This is a genomic window from Paenibacillus validus NBRC 15382, assembly GCF_004000985.1.
Taxonomy (GTDB): domain Bacteria; phylum Bacillota; class Bacilli; order Paenibacillales; family NBRC-103111; genus Paenibacillus_G; species Paenibacillus_G validus.
Map to the genome: position 1 here is coordinate 1 of NZ_BIMH01000038.1, position 18,945 is coordinate 18,945.

Annotated in this window: 18 protein-coding genes; 17 read left to right on the forward strand and 1 reads right to left on the reverse strand. The window is 53.7% G+C overall.

Going from position 1 to position 18,945, the window contains the following annotated elements; genetic code table 11:
* Window positions 1-17: 17 nt before the first annotated feature.
* The gene (locus PVA01S_RS27760; RefSeq protein WP_372813644.1) at window positions 18-239 is read right to left on the reverse strand and encodes a zinc-ribbon domain-containing protein; all 222 of its coding nucleotides are present in this window, start codon (window positions 237-239) and stop codon (window positions 18-20) included.
* A gap of 199 nt (window positions 240-438) precedes the next feature.
* Here PVA01S_RS27760 and PVA01S_RS19855 point away from each other — a divergent pair, with 199 nt between their 5' ends.
* The 17 genes from PVA01S_RS19855 (at window position 439) to PVA01S_RS19935 (ending at window position 18,889) form a co-directional block, all read left to right on the forward strand.
* A complete protein-coding gene (locus tag PVA01S_RS19855) occupies window positions 439-2,955 on the forward strand; it encodes a S8 family peptidase (RefSeq protein WP_127609028.1) in 2,517 nt (838 codons plus the stop codon).
* Window positions 2,956-3,101: 146 nt separating this feature from the next.
* Window positions 3,102-3,353, forward strand: a complete 252-nt coding sequence (locus PVA01S_RS19860) for a DUF1146 family protein (RefSeq protein ID WP_054796281.1) — start codon at window positions 3,102-3,104, stop codon at window positions 3,351-3,353.
* Between the two features lie 136 nt (window positions 3,354-3,489).
* A complete protein-coding gene (murA, locus tag PVA01S_RS19865; RefSeq protein ID WP_127609029.1) occupies window positions 3,490-4,824 on the forward strand; it encodes a UDP-N-acetylglucosamine 1-carboxyvinyltransferase in 1,335 nt (444 codons plus the stop codon).
* Window positions 4,825-5,046: 222 nt separating this feature from the next.
* Window positions 5,047-6,108, forward strand: coding sequence for a stage II sporulation protein D (gene spoIID / locus PVA01S_RS19870; RefSeq protein ID WP_127609030.1), 1,062 nt, complete (start codon window positions 5,047-5,049; stop codon window positions 6,106-6,108).
* Window positions 6,109-6,174: 66 nt separating this feature from the next.
* A complete protein-coding gene (locus PVA01S_RS19875; RefSeq protein ID WP_127609031.1) occupies window positions 6,175-6,906 on the forward strand; it encodes a M23 family metallopeptidase in 732 nt (243 codons plus the stop codon).
* A 181-nt stretch (window positions 6,907-7,087) separates the two neighbouring features.
* Entirely contained in the window at window positions 7,088-7,375 is a 288-nt protein-coding gene (spoIIID, locus tag PVA01S_RS19880; RefSeq protein ID WP_054796282.1) for a sporulation transcriptional regulator SpoIIID, read from the forward strand.
* Between the two features lie 228 nt (window positions 7,376-7,603).
* Entirely contained in the window at window positions 7,604-8,602 is a 999-nt protein-coding gene (gene mreB, locus PVA01S_RS19885; RefSeq protein ID WP_127609032.1) for a rod shape-determining protein, read from the forward strand.
* A 16-nt stretch (window positions 8,603-8,618) separates the two neighbouring features.
* Window positions 8,619-9,518, forward strand: coding sequence for a flagellar hook-basal body protein (locus tag PVA01S_RS19890; RefSeq protein WP_127609033.1), 900 nt, complete (start codon window positions 8,619-8,621; stop codon window positions 9,516-9,518).
* A 68-nt stretch (window positions 9,519-9,586) separates the two neighbouring features.
* Window positions 9,587-10,459 (forward strand): flagellar hook-basal body protein, encoded by an 873-nt coding sequence (locus PVA01S_RS19895; protein WP_127609034.1) that lies wholly within the window; start codon window positions 9,587-9,589, stop codon window positions 10,457-10,459.
* Between the two features lie 127 nt (window positions 10,460-10,586).
* Window positions 10,587-10,706: a DNA-directed RNA polymerase subunit beta gene (locus tag PVA01S_RS27765; RefSeq protein ID WP_372813690.1), complete on the forward strand. Its 120-nt coding sequence runs from the start codon at window positions 10,587-10,589 to the stop codon at window positions 10,704-10,706.
* 117 nt (window positions 10,707-10,823) lie between these two features.
* Window positions 10,824-11,345, forward strand: coding sequence for a CDP-alcohol phosphatidyltransferase family protein (locus tag PVA01S_RS19905; RefSeq protein ID WP_127609036.1), 522 nt, complete (start codon window positions 10,824-10,826; stop codon window positions 11,343-11,345).
* Between the two features lie 184 nt (window positions 11,346-11,529).
* Window positions 11,530-11,961: a 3-hydroxyacyl-ACP dehydratase FabZ gene (gene fabZ, locus PVA01S_RS19910; RefSeq protein WP_054796284.1), complete on the forward strand. Its 432-nt coding sequence runs from the start codon at window positions 11,530-11,532 to the stop codon at window positions 11,959-11,961.
* A 54-nt stretch (window positions 11,962-12,015) separates the two neighbouring features.
* Complete coding sequence (locus PVA01S_RS19915) at window positions 12,016-13,725, forward strand: phospho-sugar mutase (protein ID WP_127609037.1); 1,710 nt, start codon at window positions 12,016-12,018, stop codon at window positions 13,723-13,725.
* Window positions 13,726-13,746: 21 nt separating this feature from the next.
* Entirely contained in the window at window positions 13,747-15,807 is a 2,061-nt protein-coding gene (locus PVA01S_RS19920; protein WP_054796285.1) for a DUF5693 family protein, read from the forward strand.
* Window positions 15,780-16,910 carry a polysaccharide pyruvyl transferase CsaB gene (gene csaB / locus PVA01S_RS19925; RefSeq protein WP_127609038.1) on the forward strand — a complete coding sequence of 377 codons (1,131 nt, stop codon included), beginning with the start codon at window positions 15,780-15,782 and terminating at the stop codon, window positions 16,908-16,910. The genes PVA01S_RS19920 and csaB overlap by 28 nt, the downstream gene beginning before the upstream one ends.
* Complete coding sequence (locus PVA01S_RS19930) at window positions 16,907-17,650, forward strand: WecB/TagA/CpsF family glycosyltransferase (protein ID WP_127609039.1); 744 nt, start codon at window positions 16,907-16,909, stop codon at window positions 17,648-17,650. Before csaB ends, PVA01S_RS19930 begins: the two co-directional genes overlap by 4 nt.
* Window positions 17,651-17,776: 126 nt before the next feature.
* Window positions 17,777-18,889, forward strand: a complete 1,113-nt coding sequence (locus tag PVA01S_RS19935) for an MraY family glycosyltransferase (RefSeq protein WP_127609040.1) — start codon at window positions 17,777-17,779, stop codon at window positions 18,887-18,889.
* Window positions 18,890-18,945 lie beyond the last annotated feature (56 nt).

Consider the following 18,945-nt stretch of genomic DNA (forward strand, 5'->3'; position numbering starts at 1 on the left):
AGGCTGCCCCAAATCGGTTAGCTGTATAGGAAGAAGAGTAGGACGAGGATGACGATCGCGATGAGGAGAATGTACACGTACCTGCCTTTGCGGGATGTTGTCGTATCATCGCTGTGGGGCCGAGAAGCTTCTGCCGCTTCGTTTGCCAGAGCTCCGCAGTACTTGCAGACCAGAGAACCTTCTTGCAGCTTTTCATTACAATGCGAACAAAAGGACACCGCCATCTGCATCACTCTCATTCATATGAATTTATGGATTGCATAGCTAGCGTATGAAGGAACGGCCCCGGTAAATTCATATGTAAACTCGAACGGACAACCGGCCACGCATCTGAGGAACACGCGAAAAAAATATCCAGTTGCACCCTCTAGCCATAACGCTTAGAATGGGATAATGAAGTGTGGCAGGTGAAAATCAGTACAAAGGATTTTGATGACGATGAACCCCAAAACGTTCAAACAAACCATGATCGCATCGTTCACAGGCCTTGCGATTTTCCTGACGTGCATCGGGACGGTTTTTGCCGCTCAAGCGGACGACCCGTTCTTGACGAAGCAATCGAACCTGCAGCAAATTCATATGAGCGAAGCCTGGGACGTAACGCAAGAAAATACAGGCATGACGATTGCCATCGTCGATACAGGCGTCCAGTTGTCGCACCCGGATCTGAAGCCGAACCTGGTAAAAGGCGTCAATCTGATTCAGCCGTCGCTGCCGCCGGAAGACGACAACGGGCATGGGACGAACGTCGCCGGTATTATCGGCGCAGTCGGCAATAACGACCGCGGAGTCGCAGGCATGCTGTGGAAAACCCGCATGATGCCGATTAAGGCGCTCGAGGCGGATGGCTCGGGAGACGAGCAGAAGCTGGGTGAAGGAATCCGCTATGCCGTTGATCACGGGGCCAAAATCGTCGTGCTTTCCTTAGGGCTGAATAAATATTCGGCTTATTTAAGCGATATCGTCAAGTATGCGGAGGAGCGGGATGTGCTGCTGGTAGCCGCAACCGGAAACGAAGGTAACCGGGTTAAATATCCGGCTGCTTATCCGACAGTGCTCGCCGTAGGGGGAGTGACCGAGAACGGACAGATCGACCCCCGATCGAATACCGGTCTCGAAATCGACGTTGTGGCGCCGTGGAACGTATTTACGACGGGGCTCGGCGGCTCTTATGAGAACAAAGACGGCACCTCCATGGCTGCGCCGCAGGTGGCGGCAGCGGCAGCGCTTATCTGGGGGCGGAATCCGGAGATGAAGGCTTACCAAATTCGGCAGTGGATTCGTCAAACCGCCGATGATTTGGACGCCAGCGGGTGGGATTCCTCGACCGGGTACGGCAGTTTGCGCGTCGATCGGTTGTTGACCGAACCATTTTCCCTCGACATGTACGAACCGAATCAACGCAAGGATCAGGCGAAATCGATCTCTATCAGCAAAAAGACGGCTGCCGCCTTCGCCGGAGGATCGGATACCGATTGGTATTATATGGACGCGCCCTATGACGGGACGGTTAATGTTACCTTTGATATCGATCCGGGGCAGACGGTTAACATCCAGCACACGGACGCTTCCGGCGTCCTTACGAGCAAGTCGGCGCAGAACGGACAGACCGTTCCTTTTAAGGTGACGAAAGGACGCAGTTACATACAGCTTCAATTGAAAGATCGCAGCTTCAGTTCCATGGTTCCGTACCAATGGACCACTTCCTTCGAAACGTACCGCGATCCTTTTGAAGATAACGATAAACAGTATAAAGCCTATGTGCTCCCGGCCCGAAGTCAAACGATCAAAGGCACGTTCCATCAGTACCACGATGCCGATTGGTTTGAAATTCCGGTCGAGCAGTCCGGCTCTATTCGAGTGACGTTGTCGACCGATACGGCGCGGATCGACCCGGTCTTATTGGTGCAGAGACAAGGCGAGAGGTCGGTGACGGTAGATTCGGGCGACGACGGCGTGACGGAAAGCTACGAATTGTCGGAGGTGTTCCCGGGCAGCTACTATATCCGCGTAACGAACGTGAAGGAATACGAAAATCCGATCGTAGGCGAGTATACGCTGAAAATCGAGTACAACGCGAAGCTGATCGATCCGAATGAGCCGAATAACCGTTCCTATCAGGCGACGGCTGTTTCGCTCGGTATGCCATACAACGGCTTGCTCGATAAATCGAACGATATCGATTGGTATCAGTTCCGCATCGAAGAGGACAGCTATGTGCAGATCGTCGTCAGCGAAATTCCGTCGCAGGTCCAAATCTACATGACTTTATTCGACGGTACGTTGAAATCAATGGCCGGCTCGATGAACGACTTTGCGGATAACCAGAAATTATCCGGGCGCTTTGATCCCGGCACTTACTACGTGAAGCTCACTTCGAATCAACCGTTCGACAATCGGATGTATCAGCTGCTGGTCGATAGCAAGCCGCTCACTGGCGGGTATAGCGATATTCGCGGACATTGGGGGCAAGAGGCGATTGTCCGATTAACAAACCGCCAAATCATTAACGGTTATGATAATTACACGTTTCAACCGGATCGCCCGATTACACGAGCGGAAGCGACGGCCGTGCTGTCACGCGCGTTTCAACTGAATAAACTGCGGAGCATTGCGTATTCGGACTTAAGCAGCACGCATTGGGCTTACACTTATATCGCCCAAGCGGCGCAGGCCGGCGTGATCGAAGGCTACCCCGACCGTACGTTCGGGCCGGATCAACCCGTTACCCGGATGGAGATGACGGCGATGCTTGCGCGCAGCCTGAACAAGAGCGGCAAGCTCCGGGGACAGGCGCCTTTTTCCGATATCGAAGAAAATTATTGGGGCGCAGGTCTGTTGAAGCAGATGAAGGCGGAAGGTCTGGTCGGCGGCTACGACGACGGTACATTCCGGCCCGATCAACAAGCGACGCGAGCCGAATTCGTTCAGTTGCTTGCAGGGGCATTGCCGTAAGAGCGGGACGGCCCGGTTAACATGTGGTTCCAAAGACCGATTAATCCTGCAAGCTCCGGGGTAAACATGCAAGTAGAGACTCACTGTCAACCGATGAAGCAAATACGGGATGGTGAAGAGAACGAGAAAGCGAGCGTGGATTTCCAATGGACTATGTAGATCAAATGAACGCCTCCATCGGTATGAAGGGCATGCTGAATATTGTGCTTGTGCTTGTGTTAATCGGCGTTTCCTGGTGGTCACTGCAGGAATTGAAGCTTGATAGCTTGTTTAAGCGGCCTCGAAGCATGCAGGCCAAATTGCTGCAAATTTTGCTCTCCGTCGCGCTCGGTTATCAGGTTGCGCAGTTCGTGATCGATTACTTGGCCTGGTCGACGTGGTTCTCCGGAATCTTTTGAAATCCCGGGTATTCGAATAACCAAGGAGAATCTTGTCAACAATGGATAGTACAACCGTATTAAAATCAACCTTCGTCACGAATGCTATCGTGATCGATAAACGAAAACGTACAATGATACGCGGAGGGGGATCCAGATGAGCAAAATTATCGTCCGCGGCGGCAAGAAATTATCAGGCAGAGTGCGAATTCACGGCGCCAAGAATGCCGTGCTGCCGATTATCGCAGCCTCTTTACTGGGAATGGAAGGGGAGAGTGTCATCCATGATGCGCCTCCTTTGGATGACGTCTTGGTGATCAATAAGGTGCTTGAGAGTTTGGGCGTTGAAGTTGAATATAAACAGGAATCCATTCGCATCAATGCCGTCCGTCTTCAAACGTGTGAAGCTTCATATGAACTGGTGCGTAAAATGCGTGCTTCCTTCCTCGTCATGGGGCCGCTGCTGGCGCGGATGGGCCAAGCAAGAATTTCGCTGCCCGGCGGCTGCGCGATCGGAACCAGGCCGATCGATCAGCATCTGAAAGGATTCGAGGCCATGGGTGCGGAGATCGAGCTCGGCCAAGGGTACATTGAAGCGCGGATTAACGGCAGACTGAAGGGCGCCAAAATTTACTTGGACGTTGCGAGCGTTGGGGCGACCGAGAACATCATGATGGCGGCCACGCTTGCCGAAGGCACGACGCTGATCGAGAATGCGGCCAAGGAGCCTGAAATTGTAGACCTCGCCAATTATTTGAACGCCATGGGGGCCACGATTCGGGGAGCCGGAACGGGAACCATTCGCATCGACGGCGTTGAACGGCTGAGAGGTGCTGTTCATACGGTCATTCCGGATCGGATCGAAGCAGGTACATATATGATTGCTGCCGCAATCACGAACAGCGACTTATACATTGAAGGCGCGATTGGCGATCATCTGCGCCCGGTTATCTCCAAGATGCAGGAAATGGGCGTTCAAATCGATGAAGACGAGAACGGGCTGCGCGTGTACACCACCGATCGGCCGCTTCGTGCAGTGGACGTGAAGACGCTGCCGTACCCGGGATTCCCGACCGACATGCAGTCGCAAATGATGGCGCTATTGTTAACCGCAGACGGTACCAGCCTCGTAACGGAAACGGTGTTCGAAAACCGCTTCATGCACGTGGAGCAGATGACGAACATGAACGCGCAGATTAAGGTAGAGGGCCGGACTGCCGTCGTTAGCGGCGGTGTGAAACTGCAGGGCGCGAAAGTATGCGCCACCGACCTGCGCGCCGGAGCGGCATTGATACTGGCGGCGCTGGCCGCCGAAGGCGATACCGAGATTACAGGCATTCACCATATCGACCGCGGGTATGTCGAGATTGCGGAGAAGCTCTCCCGGCTCGGGGCGGATATTAAACGGATGCCTATCGAATTGCCGGAAACGGAAAAGCAAAGGGAGCCTGATACCCTGCCGTTGTTTGTGGTGCAGCCGACTTTGGCTTGACCTATATTCATGACTGACGTGTGAACCGATTCTTTCAAGAAGAATCGGTTTTTTGCTGTGTCTGGGGGCGCTGTGCCGGCAGCTTTCCGGCCTTGAATCTTTCAATTCGCATGTGCGGAGGCGTCTCTTTCTTTCGGGTTCTATTCTATCTTTTGGCCTCATAAACTGAAAATACCTGCAGCACGGTTTAAGATGCAACAGAGGACGGAGGAGCGCGAGCCGATGATGAAGTACAAGCTTTCACGCACGCAGTCGAAATGGGCCCGCTGGTTCGCTTTGTGGTTGGCAGGGTTTTTATCTGTCATCGTGATCGTTCCTTGGCTGTTTGTACATACGCCCGGGGGAAAGCATGAATCGTCCCAAGCGGTCCGCCATGAAGGGAGCCCGCCCTCAGCTGAAGAAGCGGCCTCGATGCGGATTCCCGTCTACGTCAGCGGCAAACAAATGACCGATCGCATCGCGCTGGAAACTTACGTGCTTGGAGTTGTTGCCGCCGAGATGCCTGTCGAGTTCGAGCTGGAAGCGCTGAAGGCGCAGGCGATGGCTGCGCGCACGTATATCGTCCGCAGGGTGTTGAGCGGAGACAGGATCGAGGTCCCCGGCTCGGAGGCGGTGGTTACCGATACGACGGCGCATCAGGCCTATGTAAACGACGAGGAGCTAAGGCGCCGATGGGAGCCGGAGCTATATGCGACGAATATGGCCAAGCTGAGGCGGTCGGTCGAGGAGACGAAGGATATCGTGCTTACGTATGAGGGCCAGCCGATCGATGCGAGCTTCTTCTCTACCAGCAACGGGTACACGGAAAACTCGGAGGATTATTGGAACTTGAAATTGCCTTACTTGCGCAGCGTGGCGAGTCCTTGGGATGCGCAGCTATCGCCGCGCTACAAGGAAACCGTGACGTTCACGGCCCGCGAGCTGCAGCGCAAGCTGGGACTCCCGGCAGCCGTACCGGTAACCGCCGGCGCGAAGACAGGGCTGAAAGTGATGGAGCGTAGCGCTGGTCATCGGATCAAGCGCCTGACTGTGGGCGGCAAATCTTTCACTGGCCGCGAGTTTCGCGAGAAACTAGGCTTGAACTCCAGCCAGTTCCAATGGAGCTATGCGAACGGGACATGGACATTTGTTACGTTCGGTTACGGTCACGGGGTCGGCATGAGCCAGTGGGGCGCCAACGGCATGGCGCGAGAAGGGCGGAAAGCGGAGGAGATCGTGAAGTATTTCTATACCGGCATCGACTTCGGCAAGGCCTCTACCTTATTGAAAGGAAAAAGTTTGTAAAAAGCTAGGTTTAGCCGCGTATAAATCTCGCAAATCCGGCAAGACTGGTTAGCGAGGTGATAATAGATGAATGATCAAAAGAAAGATGTACAAAAACAAGAAGCTCCTAAAACTATCGAAGGAGCGCAAGGCGGCAATACCTCATCCTGGAAAAGATTGCTCGGCAAAAAGTGGGTGTTTCCAGCAACGTACATGGCAGCAGCGGCAATCATCTTAACGTTAATGTGGGTGTACCAGGGTGCGGGCACGTTTAACTCCGACACCACGGTAGGGACTGACCCCGCAAAGACCGGGACCGTTACGGATAACGTATCCGGTTCTGACGCTGTCGCTACATCCGCAAAGCAGGAAACGTTGCAATGGCCGTTTAAAGACCGCAATGAGCTGGAAGTGATTCTCCCGTTCTTCGACAACAAAGCTTCGAACGAAGTGAGACAAGCGGCGATGGTGGAATACGGCGATACGTTCACTCCGCACATGGGAATGGATTTTGCCAAACATGACAACACAGCGTTTGACGTCATGGCCGTGATGAGCGGCAAGGTAACCGCGGTGCAGAAAGATCCGATCGTCGGCAACCTCATTGAGATTACGCACAGCAACGGTCTCGTATCGGTGTACCAAAGCCTGGCGGACGTGAAGGTCGCGAAAGACACGGAAGTGAAGAAAGGCGATGTCATCGCGATGGCGGGACGCAACGAACTTGAGAAAGAGCAAGGCGTACATCTTCACTTTGAGCTTCGCCAAGGTCAAGGCGGTCCGGCCTTGAATCCGGAGCAGCATATCGTTCAACCATAAGGAATGCAGGGGGACTTGAACCCCCTGCTTTTTTTTTTCGGAACGCTTGTCCGGGGGCTTCGCCGGCTCGTCCTTGAAAATAATTGTACATTCTAAGCTTGTCACAACCGTGAAACAAAGAATATAAGCGAACACCCCTCATATAATGTACCAAACTAACTCGAGTAGGGAGGCGAGGGGAGTGCACGATTACATCAAGGAGCGAACCATTAAGATCGGCCGTTGCCTGGTGGAAACCAAGCATACGGTTCGCACAATAGCCAAGGAGTTCGGTGTTTCCAAGAGCACGGTGCACAAGGATCTCACGGAGCGTCTGCCGGAAATCAATCCGGAGCTTGCCAATCAGGTCAAGCACATTCTGGAGTACCACAAGTCGATCCGTCACCTGCGCGGGGGAGAAGCGACGAAAATCAAGTATCGCAAAACGCGCAGCCCGAAATCGCAAGATAAGCTTGTGACGGTAAAGTAAACGCTCCCGGCGCGACGCGCCGAGGTGGGAAACCGCTGTACGGGCGAAGCCGAGTCACTGTCCTCTCTCCCGAACCAGCCCGCCCGTGAAGCGAGATTTGTCGAAAAACCATTTGCAAAAAAGAGGAATTTCCGATTTAACGTCGAAATTAATAGGAAACGTATATCATTCGTAGTGCCGCTTCTATTAATGAAGGATGGACGGTTGGTTAGGGAGGATAAGATTGGAATGTTAAGTAAGGATATCGGCATAGATCTGGGGACCGCTAACGTCCTGATTCATGTGAAAGGTCGGGGCGTGGTCCTGGATGAACCGTCCGTTGTCGCGATTGAAAGCGAGACAAAACGGGTGCTCGCCGTCGGCGAAGAGGCCCGCCGCATGGTGGGGCGGACGCCGGGTAACATCGTCGCCATTCGTCCGTTGAGAGACGGTGTTATCGCCGATTTCGAAATAACGGAAATGATGTTGAAGTACTTCATTCAAAAAGTTGGCGGAAGAAAGTGGTACAGCCATCCCCGCATTCTGATCTGCGCCCCGACGAACATTACGTCCGTCGAGCAGAAGGCCATACGGGAAGCTGCCGAGCGGAGCGGGGCGCGGGAGGTTTTTCTGGAGGAAGAACCCAAGGCTGCGGCGATCGGCGCCGGCATGGATATTTTTCAGCCGAGCGGCAACATGGTCGTCGATATCGGGGGAGGGACTACGGACGTCGCCGTGTTGTCTATGGGCGACATCGTCACCTCCTCCTCCATCAAGATCGCGGGGGACAAGTTCGACTCTTCCATCATGAAATATATTAAAAGCAAGTACAAGCTCCTGATCGGTGAACGGACAAGCGAGGATATCAAGATTAAGGTTGGAACGGTACATCCGGACGGCAAACGGGAAGAGATGGATATTCGCGGGCGGGATATGGTAAGCGGGCTGCCGTTGACCATTACCATCGACTCGAAGGAAATCCAGGAGGCGTTGTGGGAACCGGTATCCTCTATCGTAACGGCTGCGAAGACCGTATTGGAACGGACGCCGCCGGAGCTGTCGGCGGACATCATCGACCGTGGCGTCATCTTAACCGGCGGCGGGGCCATGCTGCATGGTATCGATCAATTGCTGGCGGACGAGCTCAAGGTCCCGGTTCTGATTGCCGAAGACCCGATGCACTGCGTCGTCAAAGGGACAGGCATCATGCTCGACAACCTGGATAAAGTAACCAAGCGTAAATTCTAGGGAGGTACGGACCCCGATGTTAAGAGGCTTGTATACCGCTGCTTCCGGCATGATCGCCCAGCAGCGCAAGCATGATATCGTGACGAACAACATCGCCAATATCAATACGCCAGGCTTTAAGGGTGGGACAGGTATCAACCGCTCTTTCCCCGAGCTGCTTATTGCTCGGGTGCGCAGCGGTAAGGACGAGCCCGGTTCAGCTACGGTCGGCCGGATCAACACCGGCGTCATGGCTGAAGAGAACGTCTCTCTTCATGCGCAAGGGGATGTGCAGGAGACGAATAATCCGTTCGATTTTGCGCTTGTTTCGAACATTGTAGTGCCCGGGGCCACGTTCGACAGCTCGGGTAAATATGTCGATGAGAACGGACAACGCATCATTCAACCGCAGGCGTTCTTCACGATTCTGAATGCCGAGGGAGAGGAACGGTACTCGCTGAACGGGAAGTTCTCGCTGGATGCGAACGGGCAAATGATCGATTCCGAGGGTCATCGGGTGCTTGGCCGCGACGGTCAGCCTATCGTGCTGGTAGAGCCGGGGACCCGGACCCCGATCACGAACTTTCGCGTCACGCAAACGGGCATATTTACGAACGTCGACGGACAACCCATTGCCGGGGAGAACGGAGACCCGATGGCGATGATGATTATGCGTATCGAGAATCCGAATGAACTGGTTCGCGAAGGGAACGGTCTGTATCGGTTAAGCAATCCCGATGAAGGCGGGTTCCGCCCGATAGATGCCGCCGACCAGGTCGAAGTGCGGCAAGGGTACGTGGAGCGTTCTAACGTCGACGCCGGTCAGTCCATGATCGACATGATGTCGGCATTGCGGGCGTATGAAGCGAACCAGAAGATGGTCCAATTTTATGATAAAAGCATGGAAAAAGCGGTTAACGAGATCGGGCGAATCTAGGATCCGCTGGACCTCCGCTTCCGGTTGGAGCCGGGCCTGACGCTTGATACGATTCAGGAGGATCACACATGAACAACTCGATGATTAATTCATCTGTTAGTATGCGTTCGATTCAGCAAAAGCTCGACTTGATCGCCAACAACATCGCCAACGTAAATACGACAGGCTATAAGCGCAAAGAAGCGTCCTTTCAGGACGTGCTTACTAGCGTGAAGCAGCAGCCCGGCAGCTTCCAGAAGGAAGGCCGTTTGACGCCGCTCGGCTATAATCAAGGCTGGGGGAGCAAGCTGGTTGAAGCGCATGTGAACATGGAGCAGGGCTCGCTGCAGGCGACGGACAACCCGCTGGATTTGGCGATCGAAGGCAATGGCTTGTTTGAGATCGCCGAGGTGACGCTCGATACGAATAACGTCCCGGTGACCACGACGCATTGGACGCGCAATGGGGCATTCGAAATTTCGCCTTCGATCGATCCTGAAGATCCGGACGGTTACTTGACGACCAAAGACGGGCATTACATCGTCGGCGCGGATAATAACCCGATTCGGGTGCCGAACAGCCACCGCATAGACGTTCAGCCGAATGGCGTAGTCTTGGCTTATAACGAAGTGGACAAGACCGCTATGCCGATCGAGATAGGACAGATCAAGACGGTTCGCGTCGTTCGCCCGCAGCTGCTTCAGCAAGTCGGCGATAACCTGTATGGCTTAGCGGCCGACATCACGCCTCAGCAGCGGGAAGAAATTTTACAGACGGTCACCGCAGATAACAACAACATCGACCCGATCACGGTACGGCAAGGATTTATTGAGCAATCCAATGTCCGGTTAGCGGACGAAATGACCGAGCTGCTGACGATTCAGCGCACCTTCACCTTGAATTCTCGCGCGGTGACCTCAGCGGATCAAATGACGAATCTGGCCAACAATTTGCGCGTATAAGGGCCATACGTAAAGTGAGGTAGGGCGCTTGAGCGATAACCGACAAAAGGCGACGCCCCCCACGAAACGATGGAAAAAAATAGTCATCGGCCTCATCCGATGGACTTGGATACCGATCGTATGCGTGGTGACGCTTTTCATAGGACTTTCGATAGGGTATGTGTATATAGGCAAGCAGCCAATGAGCGAAGTGTTTGATTTGGCCACCTGGCGTCATTTGTTCGACCTGATTTTTGCTAGTACATAAAACGGCGTGATGATTACGAAGACTCCCGATATGGGAGTTTTATTTTTTAGGTGATAAAGGTATAATGAATGGAATGGGAACACCAAGGCCTGATTGCTCATAGGGGGAACGAGTGTTGTGTGGAATTTGCCCAATGTTTTGACGCTATCCCGCTTTCTGCTGATTCCCGTTTATTGGTTTGTATTTGAGGCTGGATTCGTCAAAAGCGCTTTTTTTGTGCTGCTCGCCGCCGGTTTGACCGATGTATTGGACGGGTATATCGCCCGGAAGAACAACCTCGTAACATCTATCGGGAGCATGCTCGATCCGCTGGCCGACAAGGCGATGCTGATTGCGGTGATTTTATCGCTCGTTCTGTCCCATATGATTTCATGGGAGGCGGCGTTGGCGATGTTTTTACGGGATGCGGGTATGATCATTGGATCGGCCGTCTCTCACTTCCGCGGGAAGAAGACGGTGCCGGCGAACGCAATGGGTAAGCTGACGACGGTATTGTACTACTTGGCCATCCTGATGATTGTCTTTGAGCTGCCGTATGCGCAAGCCTATTTGTGGTTTGTGATCGTCGTTTCACTCGTAACCTCGATCATCTACATCCTGCAGTTCAACTTGTTAAATAAACGAAGCGTCAGCTCATGACATCGCTGCTTTTCAATATAAAGAGCTTATGTACGGGTTTGCTGCTTGCGCCGTAAACCTTAACATAAGCTCCCTTATATCAACCTTCATTACTGCAGATCATGAAGGGGACATCCGTTAGGGTATGTCGAACCTCGAATTATTATCCGAATGAACCGAAAATCGCTATGGAAGGAGCATCATCATGTTGAACGCCGAACAAGTGCAAGCTATTATTCCCCATCGGTACCCGTTCCTATTGGTAGATCGAATTTTGGAGGTCGAAGCCGGAGTTCGAGCTGTCGGTCTTAAGAACGTCACGATCAACGAACCGTTCTTTCAAGGTCATTTCCCGGGATATCCGGTCATGCCGGGCGTCCTTATTACGGAAGCGCTCGCTCAAGTCGGGGCTGTCGCCTTATTGCAAGCCGAAGCGAACCGAGGTAAAATCGGACTGCTTGCCGGCGTGGACGGCTTCCGTTTTCGGGATCAGGTGAAACCGGGGGACACGCTGCTGCTGGAGGTTGTCATTACCCGAATGAAGGGTGCGGTAGGCAAAGGGCAGGCAACCGCAAAGGTAGGGGATCGCGTGGTCGCGGAAGGTGAAATCATGTTCGCGCTAGCCGATAAAAATTGAGACCGATCATACTTTACATACATCGAATACATGGGTAGAGGGAGATGGGAGAACATGAGTACACAGACACGCGTACAGGAACAGTATGAATTGTGGTTGAACGATCAAGCGATTGACCAAGCAACGAAAGAGGAGCTTCGCTCCATTTCGGAAGACGCCAAAGAAATCGAAGATCGATTCTATCGCGATCTGGAGTTCGGAACTGGGGGACTTCGCGGTGTCATCGGTGCGGGAACGAACCGGATGAACGCGTACACGGTCGCCAGGGCTACGCAGGGGTTGGCGCAATTTTTGTTGAAGTCGGACGCGGCTGCGCCTTCGGTTGTGATTGCTTATGACTCCCGGAATCAATCACCGGAGTTTGCGCTTGAAGCGGCGAAAGTGCTGGCCGGCAACGGGATCAAAGCGTACGTGTTCGAATCGCTCCGTACGACGCCGGAGCTTTCGTTCGCGGTCCGGTACCTGAAGGCCGACGCCGGGATCGTTATTACGGCCAGCCACAATCCGCCGGAATATAACGGCTATAAAGTATACGGCAACGACGGAGGACAGCTCGTCCCGGATCAGGCGGAACAAGTGATTGCCGAGATTCGCGGCGTTCAATCTTTCGCCGACGTGCTGCGCTTGTCCAGAGCGGAAGCGGAAAGACAAGGTCTCCTTCGATGGATCGGCGACGACGTCGACGCGGCGTATATTCGCGCCGTTACGTCGGTTAGCCTGAATCCGGAGCTTGTGCAGCGGATCAGCGATGATTTCCGCATTGTCTTTACGCCACTGCATGGGGCGGGCAACCTGTCAGTGCGTGCGGCGCTGGCCACCATCGGATTCAGCCAAGTGCATGTGGTGTCTAAGCAGGAGCTGCCGGATGCGAACTTCTCCACCGTGAAATCGCCGAATCCGGAAGAGCGCGAAGCGTTCACGCTGGCCATCCGGGAAGCGAAGAAAATTAACGCCGATATTATTATCGGCACGGACCCGGACTGCGACCGGATGGGGGCCGTTGTGAAGGACGCGCAAGGCGAATATTTCGTCTTATCGGGCAACCAATCGGGTGCGATTATGGTCGATTACCTGCTGCGGAGCCTGCAAGAGCGAGGCGAGCTGCCAGCGAACGGCGTTGTCGTCAAAACCATCGTGACGAGCGAGATGGGTGCGGTTGTCGCGCAAAACTATGGTGCCCAAGTCGTAAACACGCTAACGGGATTCAAGTACATCGGCGAAAAAATGACGCAATACGAACGGACCGGCGAGGCGCAGTTCTTGTTCGGTTACGAGGAGAGCTACGGTTACCTCGCGGGTACGTATGCGCGCGATAAGGATGCGGTCATCGCGTCCATGCTGATTTGTGAAGCGGCCGCTTATTACAAGAGTCAAGGAAAGACGCTATACGACGTGCTGCAGGAGCTTTACGGCAAGTACGGTTATTTCTTGGAGAAATTGGAGTCCCGTACCTTGAAGGGTAAAGACGGCGTAGAGAAAATCCAGTCGATTATGCAGGATTGGCGCGCGAATGCACCGGTCGAGCTCAACGGACTGCAGGTCGTGAAGGTCGAGGACTTCTCTCAAGGGCTGTACGGGCTGCCGGTAGAGAACGTCCTGAAGTATACGCTCGAGGACGATTCCTGGTTTTGCCTGCGTCCGTCGGGGACCGAGCCGAAAATTAAAGTGTATTTCGCCGTTCGCGGAACTTCCGGCGAGGGCGCTGCGAGTGCCATTCAAGGTCTCGTTCAAACCGTAATGTCCCGCGTCGATCAATTTCATTGATATAATTTGGGAGCTGACAGCGTGAAGGAAAGGTATTTGCGATTCAATCAACTGGCGATGAAAGGTTTGTGGTGGCTGGTCATCCTCGGGATGCTGGCCTCCCTTCCCGTGGCGTATGAACGACATCAGACGGAGCAGGGATCAGGACGAAATGTAGAAGTCGTCTTCGACTATCGGGATTTGCTTGAAATATCCGATACGCAGCCCGATCCCCGCAGGTTTATCGAAGAACAATTGAAGCTTCTTGGGCAGCATGGCGTTCGCTCGCTTGCGGTGTATGAATCGACATTGAACGAGCTGAAGCTGGGCCGCCGTATCGAAGTATTCTCTTCCCACGAAGCGACTGCGCTGACCCAAACGCCGATTTCTCCGAATGAGAATTTTACGTACATTTTATTCACGGAGAAGGAGTCGGTCGGGCAGCTGCAGCAAACCATCACGGAAGCGTTCAGTGCGCAGAATGTGAAGCTTCGTCCGTGGAGCTACAAGAATCAACCGGGCATGATCATTGAGATGGGCATGGAAGAAGCGCTCATGCAAACGATGGACCCGGACTTGACCACGATGAAGAAGTTGAAAGATCAAGGGTTCTCGTTAGTCGTTCGGATGTCGAATCGCCGGCCTTTCCAAACGAACCCGATGGACAAGCTGCTGGGCGAGCTTCAGAAGCTCGGCGTCAAGTGGTTTATCGTAGACGGGGATGCGGTTCCTGGCTTTGTCAGTGCGGAAGATACGGTGAATTTGGATAAAATGGGCGAGATGATGCGCAAACATCGCATCGGTTTAGCCGCCATTGAAATGCAGAAGACGCCGCAAAAGGGCTTTAATGGACTGGCGAAGCGTATTCATCACAATGTCGTTCGCCTGCACTCCTTTACAGAAACGGACTCGACCAAGCTGACCGAGAACATTACGCCGGAAGAGATGGACGGACGGATTCAAGGCGTAGCTGACCGGTTGGTCCTGGCTGTGAAGGATCGCAACATTCGCATGATCTTTCTAAATGCGCGAGCCGTGAAGAGTGCTGAGAAAGGCAAGATCGTCAATCCTCTGGATGCCATGTATCAGGCGCTCGACAGGCAAGAAGACGGCGCGCTTCCGCGCATAGAGGCCGCCGGGTATAAATTCGGAACGGCGCAGAGCTTCCAGCTCGTCCACTCGAGTTGGCAGACGGTGGCCAAGCTTCTCTTGTGGCTTGGAGCGGTCGCGCTTATTGCGCTTACGATATCGTATTTTATTCCGGAGATTGCCTTAGCGGTATTTGTGCTTGGCATGATCGGATCGGCCGGACTGTTCGTGCTGAGCTCAAGCTTGTTTGCACAAGCCTTGGCGCTGGGGGCCGGAACGTGTGCGTCTTCGCTGGCCATCATGTTCGCACTCCAAGCGGCCCGGCGCCGGCGGGAGAAGCCGGTAGGGTCGCGTCTGGGTTTTGCGATAGGACTGCTGCTGCGCTCGTCGCTTATCTCGGTTATCGGGCTGTTGTTTATCGTCGGCTTGCTTAACCAAATTACGTATATGCTTGTACTGGAACAATTCCGCGGAGTCAGCCTCCTTCATCTGGCGCCAATCGCTATCGTGGGCATTTACTGGCTGCTCTTCCTGGAACCGATGAATTACAGGGAACGAATCAAGCGGACTCGGGCACTGTTATCCAAACATATCAGCGTGCTGTGGATCATCGCCGCCGCGCTGGTGGCTGCGGCCGGATTTTATTACTTATCCCGGACCGGGAATGAAGGCCAGGCGTCGGCCTTCGAGCGATACTTCCGCTCGTTCCTGGAGAACACGCTGGGCGTGCGTCCGCGTACCAAGGAATTCCTGATCGCGCATCCGCTCTTCTTATTAGGCGCTTATTTAAGCTATAAATACAGGAACGCGTTGATTCTGATCATGATCGGAGTCATCGGACAAGCGTCGATCGTCGATACGTTCGCGCATCTGCATACACCGCTTGTCATTTCCTCCATCCGTGTCGTATACGGGCTTGCGTTCGGCACCTTGATCGGGCTCGTTCTGATCGCGGTTTGGGAGATTGTTGTAAGGAGTTGGCGTCGTTGGGTACCCCGGTTAAACGAATCGTAATATCCGGCTACTACGGATTTAACAACAGTGGCGACGAAGCGGTGCTTCAATCGATTTTGCTTGCTTTGCAGGAACAAGGAGAACGACAGGGTGTGCGCCTGACCCCTGTCGTTTTGTCCGTCAATCCAGAATGGACCTCGAACACATACGGCGTGGAAGCCGTCCACCGTATGAGGATTCGTGACGTCTGGGGGGCTTTGCGCAGCGCCGATGGACTCATTAGCGGCGGCGGAAGCTTGCTGCAGGATGAAACGAGTCCGAAGACGATCCCTTACTATATCGCCGTTATCCGACTGGCCCAGTGGCTGGGCAAACCTGTGTTTATTTACGCGCAAGGCATCGGACCGGTTCACCGCAAGCTGTTCTATGGCTGGATTCGTTCCGCTTTCCGGCGTTCCGAGGCGATCACCGTGCGGGATGAGGAGTCCAAAGCACTGCTTGGCCGGATGGGAATTAGCGCGTCCAGCGTCGATGTCGTACCGGATCCGGTTATGGGGCTGTCGCTTCGCGGCGGCGGGCAACCGACTGAAACCAGGTCGCTCGCTGCGAATCCTGTAATTGGCGTTTCCGTCCGATTCTGGAACGAAGACCGATCCGAGCTGCACGCGGCAGCGGATGCGCTTAGAACGGTGTTGGAGCGAAGCGGGGCCAGCATTCGTTTTCTGCCGTTCCATCTGCCGGCGGACGAACAAGCCTCCTTGTATGTGCAAGACCTTCTAGGGGAAATCTATAAACACCGGATTTCGGTTGTCCGGAATGTCACGCATCCGCAGGATATGCTGGCGGAAGTGGCCTCCTGCGACATACTTCTCGGTATGAGGCTGCACGCCTTGATTTATGCGGCAGGCCGGTCCGTCCCGATGGTCGGGCTGTCCTACGATCCGAAGATCGATCAGTTCCTGAATCGACTCGGTATGAAATCGGCCGCGAATACGAAACAACCGAACGCGGACGCTTTAGCCGCGGAGATGCTTCGCCTTTTATCTGAGCGCGAGGCCTGGCGGCGGGAGAAGCAGCCAGCGATCGAGCGCTTGAAACAAGAAGCCCAACGTCCGGCTGAACGAATCGCTGCATTTTATGCGAAAGGACGTGGGAACGTATGAGTTTTCCCAAAGTGACCATATTCGGCGTGCCGATCTCTAAGATGAATATGAAGGAAACGGTCGCCTACTTAACGAAGATCATTGAGACGGGCAAGCCGCATCAAATTATTACCGCGAATCCGATCATGGTCATGACCGCACTGGAAGACCCGCGTTATATGACGATGATGAAGCAAGCCGAGCTTGTCGTTCCGGACGGAGCGGGCGTTGTATGGGCCGCAGGGTATGTGGGCAATCCGGTGGCTGAGCGCGTGGCGGGTTACGACCTGATGCATGAGCTCATGAAATTAGGCGAAACCCGCGGCTGGAAAGTATATATGGTCGGGGCTTCTCCGGATATTATCGAGGCGGCGGCCAATCGTTTGAAGCAGTTGTATCCGGCTCTGCAGTTGGTAGGCTTCAGGGACGGGTATTTTGGTGAAAAAGAGGACAGCCGCGTTATCGAGGCGATTCGGGCGCTCTCTCCCGACATCCTGCTCGTCGGACGTTCGGCGGATAAACAGGAGCCATGGATCGCGCAGCACAAAGAAGCGTTGGGCGTTCCGGTCATTATGGGCGTCGGCGGAAGCTTTGACGTCTTGTCCGGGAAGCTGAAGCGGGCGCCGGTCTTCTTCCAAAAGCTGCGCCTCGAATGGTTTTATCGCTTACTGCAGGAGCCGTGGCGGTACAAAAGGATGCTTGTTCTGCCGAAATTCGCTCTGAAAGTGATTCGCGAGAAGGAAACGGTGCAGAAACCTTGAATAAGCTATGAAAACATCCTGAAAACGCCCAAATTCACAAAAAATGCGTATGGAGTTTCTCCGGCCGCACGAGTATAATTTGAAGTGTTTGGGGTTTTCATAGAAAAAGGGGTTGTGACCACACAAATGACTTGGTTATACGTAATCGGTTTTGCCGTAGCTATGCTGATCGCGCTGCTGATGACACCGCTGGTGAAACGATTTGCCTTTTGGGTAGGAGCCGTCGATGCGCCGAATCACCGCAAGGTACATAGCCGTATCATGCCGCGTTTGGGCGGACTGGCGATTTTCATCGCATTCGTTGCCGCTTACTTCGTTGTATCGCCTGCGATGGACGCGCTGAAATCGGACGTCGTTTTTGGCCTATTGGTGGGTGGAGCGATCGTCGTCGTGATCGGAGCGTTGGACGACCGCTTTGATTTATCGCCAAAGCTTAAGCTGCTCGGACAAATTTTGGCCGCAAGCGTTGTCGTTTATTCCGGCGTTGTAATCGATCTTGTCAACGTGCCGTTCGGTGACGGTGTTATTTCGCTCGAATGGTTGGCGGTGCCGTTAACGATCTTCTGGATCGTTGGCGTGACCAATGCGATCAATCTCATCGACGGTCTGGACGGTTTGTCCGCCGGCGTATCGGGAATCGCAACCTGCACGATACTTGTACTCGCCTTGATGATGGGGAATGTGACCGTGGTCTTGCTGTGTGCGGTCTTGCTAGGAAGCATCGGGGGATTCTTGTTCTACAACTTCCATCCGGCAAAAATTTTCATGGGCGATTCCGGCGCGTTGTTCCTCGGGTTTACGCTAGCTACGTTGTCCGTTCTGGGCTTTAAGCAAGCGACGGTCGTTTCACTGCTTGTACCGATCATGATTCTTGGCGTGCCATTGTCCGATACGTTCTTTGCCATTATGCGTCGCTGGGTGAATAACCTGCCCATTTCTGTCGCGGACAAAAGTCATTTGCATCACTGCCTGCTGCAGTTAGGATTCAGTCATCGCTCAACGGTGCTGATCATTTACGGGATCTCCCTAGTGTTCGGAACGTCGGCGGTACTGCTTTCTTATATGTCCCAGCAGCAAACGCTGTGGGGAACGGTATTGCTCGTCACTGTGCTTCTGTGTATCTTGGTGTTAGGCGCGGAAGCGATAGGGATTATTAGTAAGACAAAGAAGCCGGTACTTCAGTTCTTGAACAAAGCCATGAAGACAATGCAATTGAATACGAAATCTCGAAATAATTAATTTTAATTCCTTAGCGAATCCCAGGCCTTCCGCGGCTTGGGATTTTTTTGTAGTTG

Excerpts from the sequence above, each read along its gene's own strand:
- PVA01S_RS19860 (WP_054796281.1), top strand. The coding sequence starts at position 3,102 with ATGGACTATGTAGATCAAATGAACGCCTCCATCGGTATGAAGGGCATG.
- mreB (WP_127609032.1), top strand. The coding sequence starts at position 7,604 with ATGTTAAGTAAGGATATCGGCATAGATCTGGGGACCGCTAACGTCCTG.
- murA (WP_127609029.1), top strand. The coding sequence starts at position 3,490 with ATGAGCAAAATTATCGTCCGCGGCGGCAAGAAATTATCAGGCAGAGTG.
- PVA01S_RS19915 (WP_127609037.1), top strand. The coding sequence starts at position 12,016 with ATGAGTACACAGACACGCGTACAGGAACAGTATGAATTGTGGTTGAAC.
- PVA01S_RS19930 (WP_127609039.1), top strand. The coding sequence starts at position 16,907 with ATGAGTTTTCCCAAAGTGACCATATTCGGCGTGCCGATCTCTAAGATG.
- PVA01S_RS27760 (WP_372813644.1), bottom strand. The coding sequence starts at position 239 with ATGAGAGTGATGCAGATGGCGGTGTCCTTTTGTTCGCATTGTAATGAA.
- PVA01S_RS19855 (WP_127609028.1), top strand. The coding sequence starts at position 439 with ATGAACCCCAAAACGTTCAAACAAACCATGATCGCATCGTTCACAGGC.
- PVA01S_RS19935 (WP_127609040.1), top strand. The coding sequence starts at position 17,777 with ATGACTTGGTTATACGTAATCGGTTTTGCCGTAGCTATGCTGATCGCG.
- spoIID (WP_127609030.1), top strand. The coding sequence starts at position 5,047 with ATGATGAAGTACAAGCTTTCACGCACGCAGTCGAAATGGGCCCGCTGG.
- PVA01S_RS19890 (WP_127609033.1), top strand. The coding sequence starts at position 8,619 with ATGTTAAGAGGCTTGTATACCGCTGCTTCCGGCATGATCGCCCAGCAG.
- PVA01S_RS19875 (WP_127609031.1), top strand. The coding sequence starts at position 6,175 with ATGAATGATCAAAAGAAAGATGTACAAAAACAAGAAGCTCCTAAAACT.
- fabZ (WP_054796284.1), top strand. The coding sequence starts at position 11,530 with ATGTTGAACGCCGAACAAGTGCAAGCTATTATTCCCCATCGGTACCCG.
- PVA01S_RS19895 (WP_127609034.1), top strand. The coding sequence starts at position 9,587 with ATGAACAACTCGATGATTAATTCATCTGTTAGTATGCGTTCGATTCAG.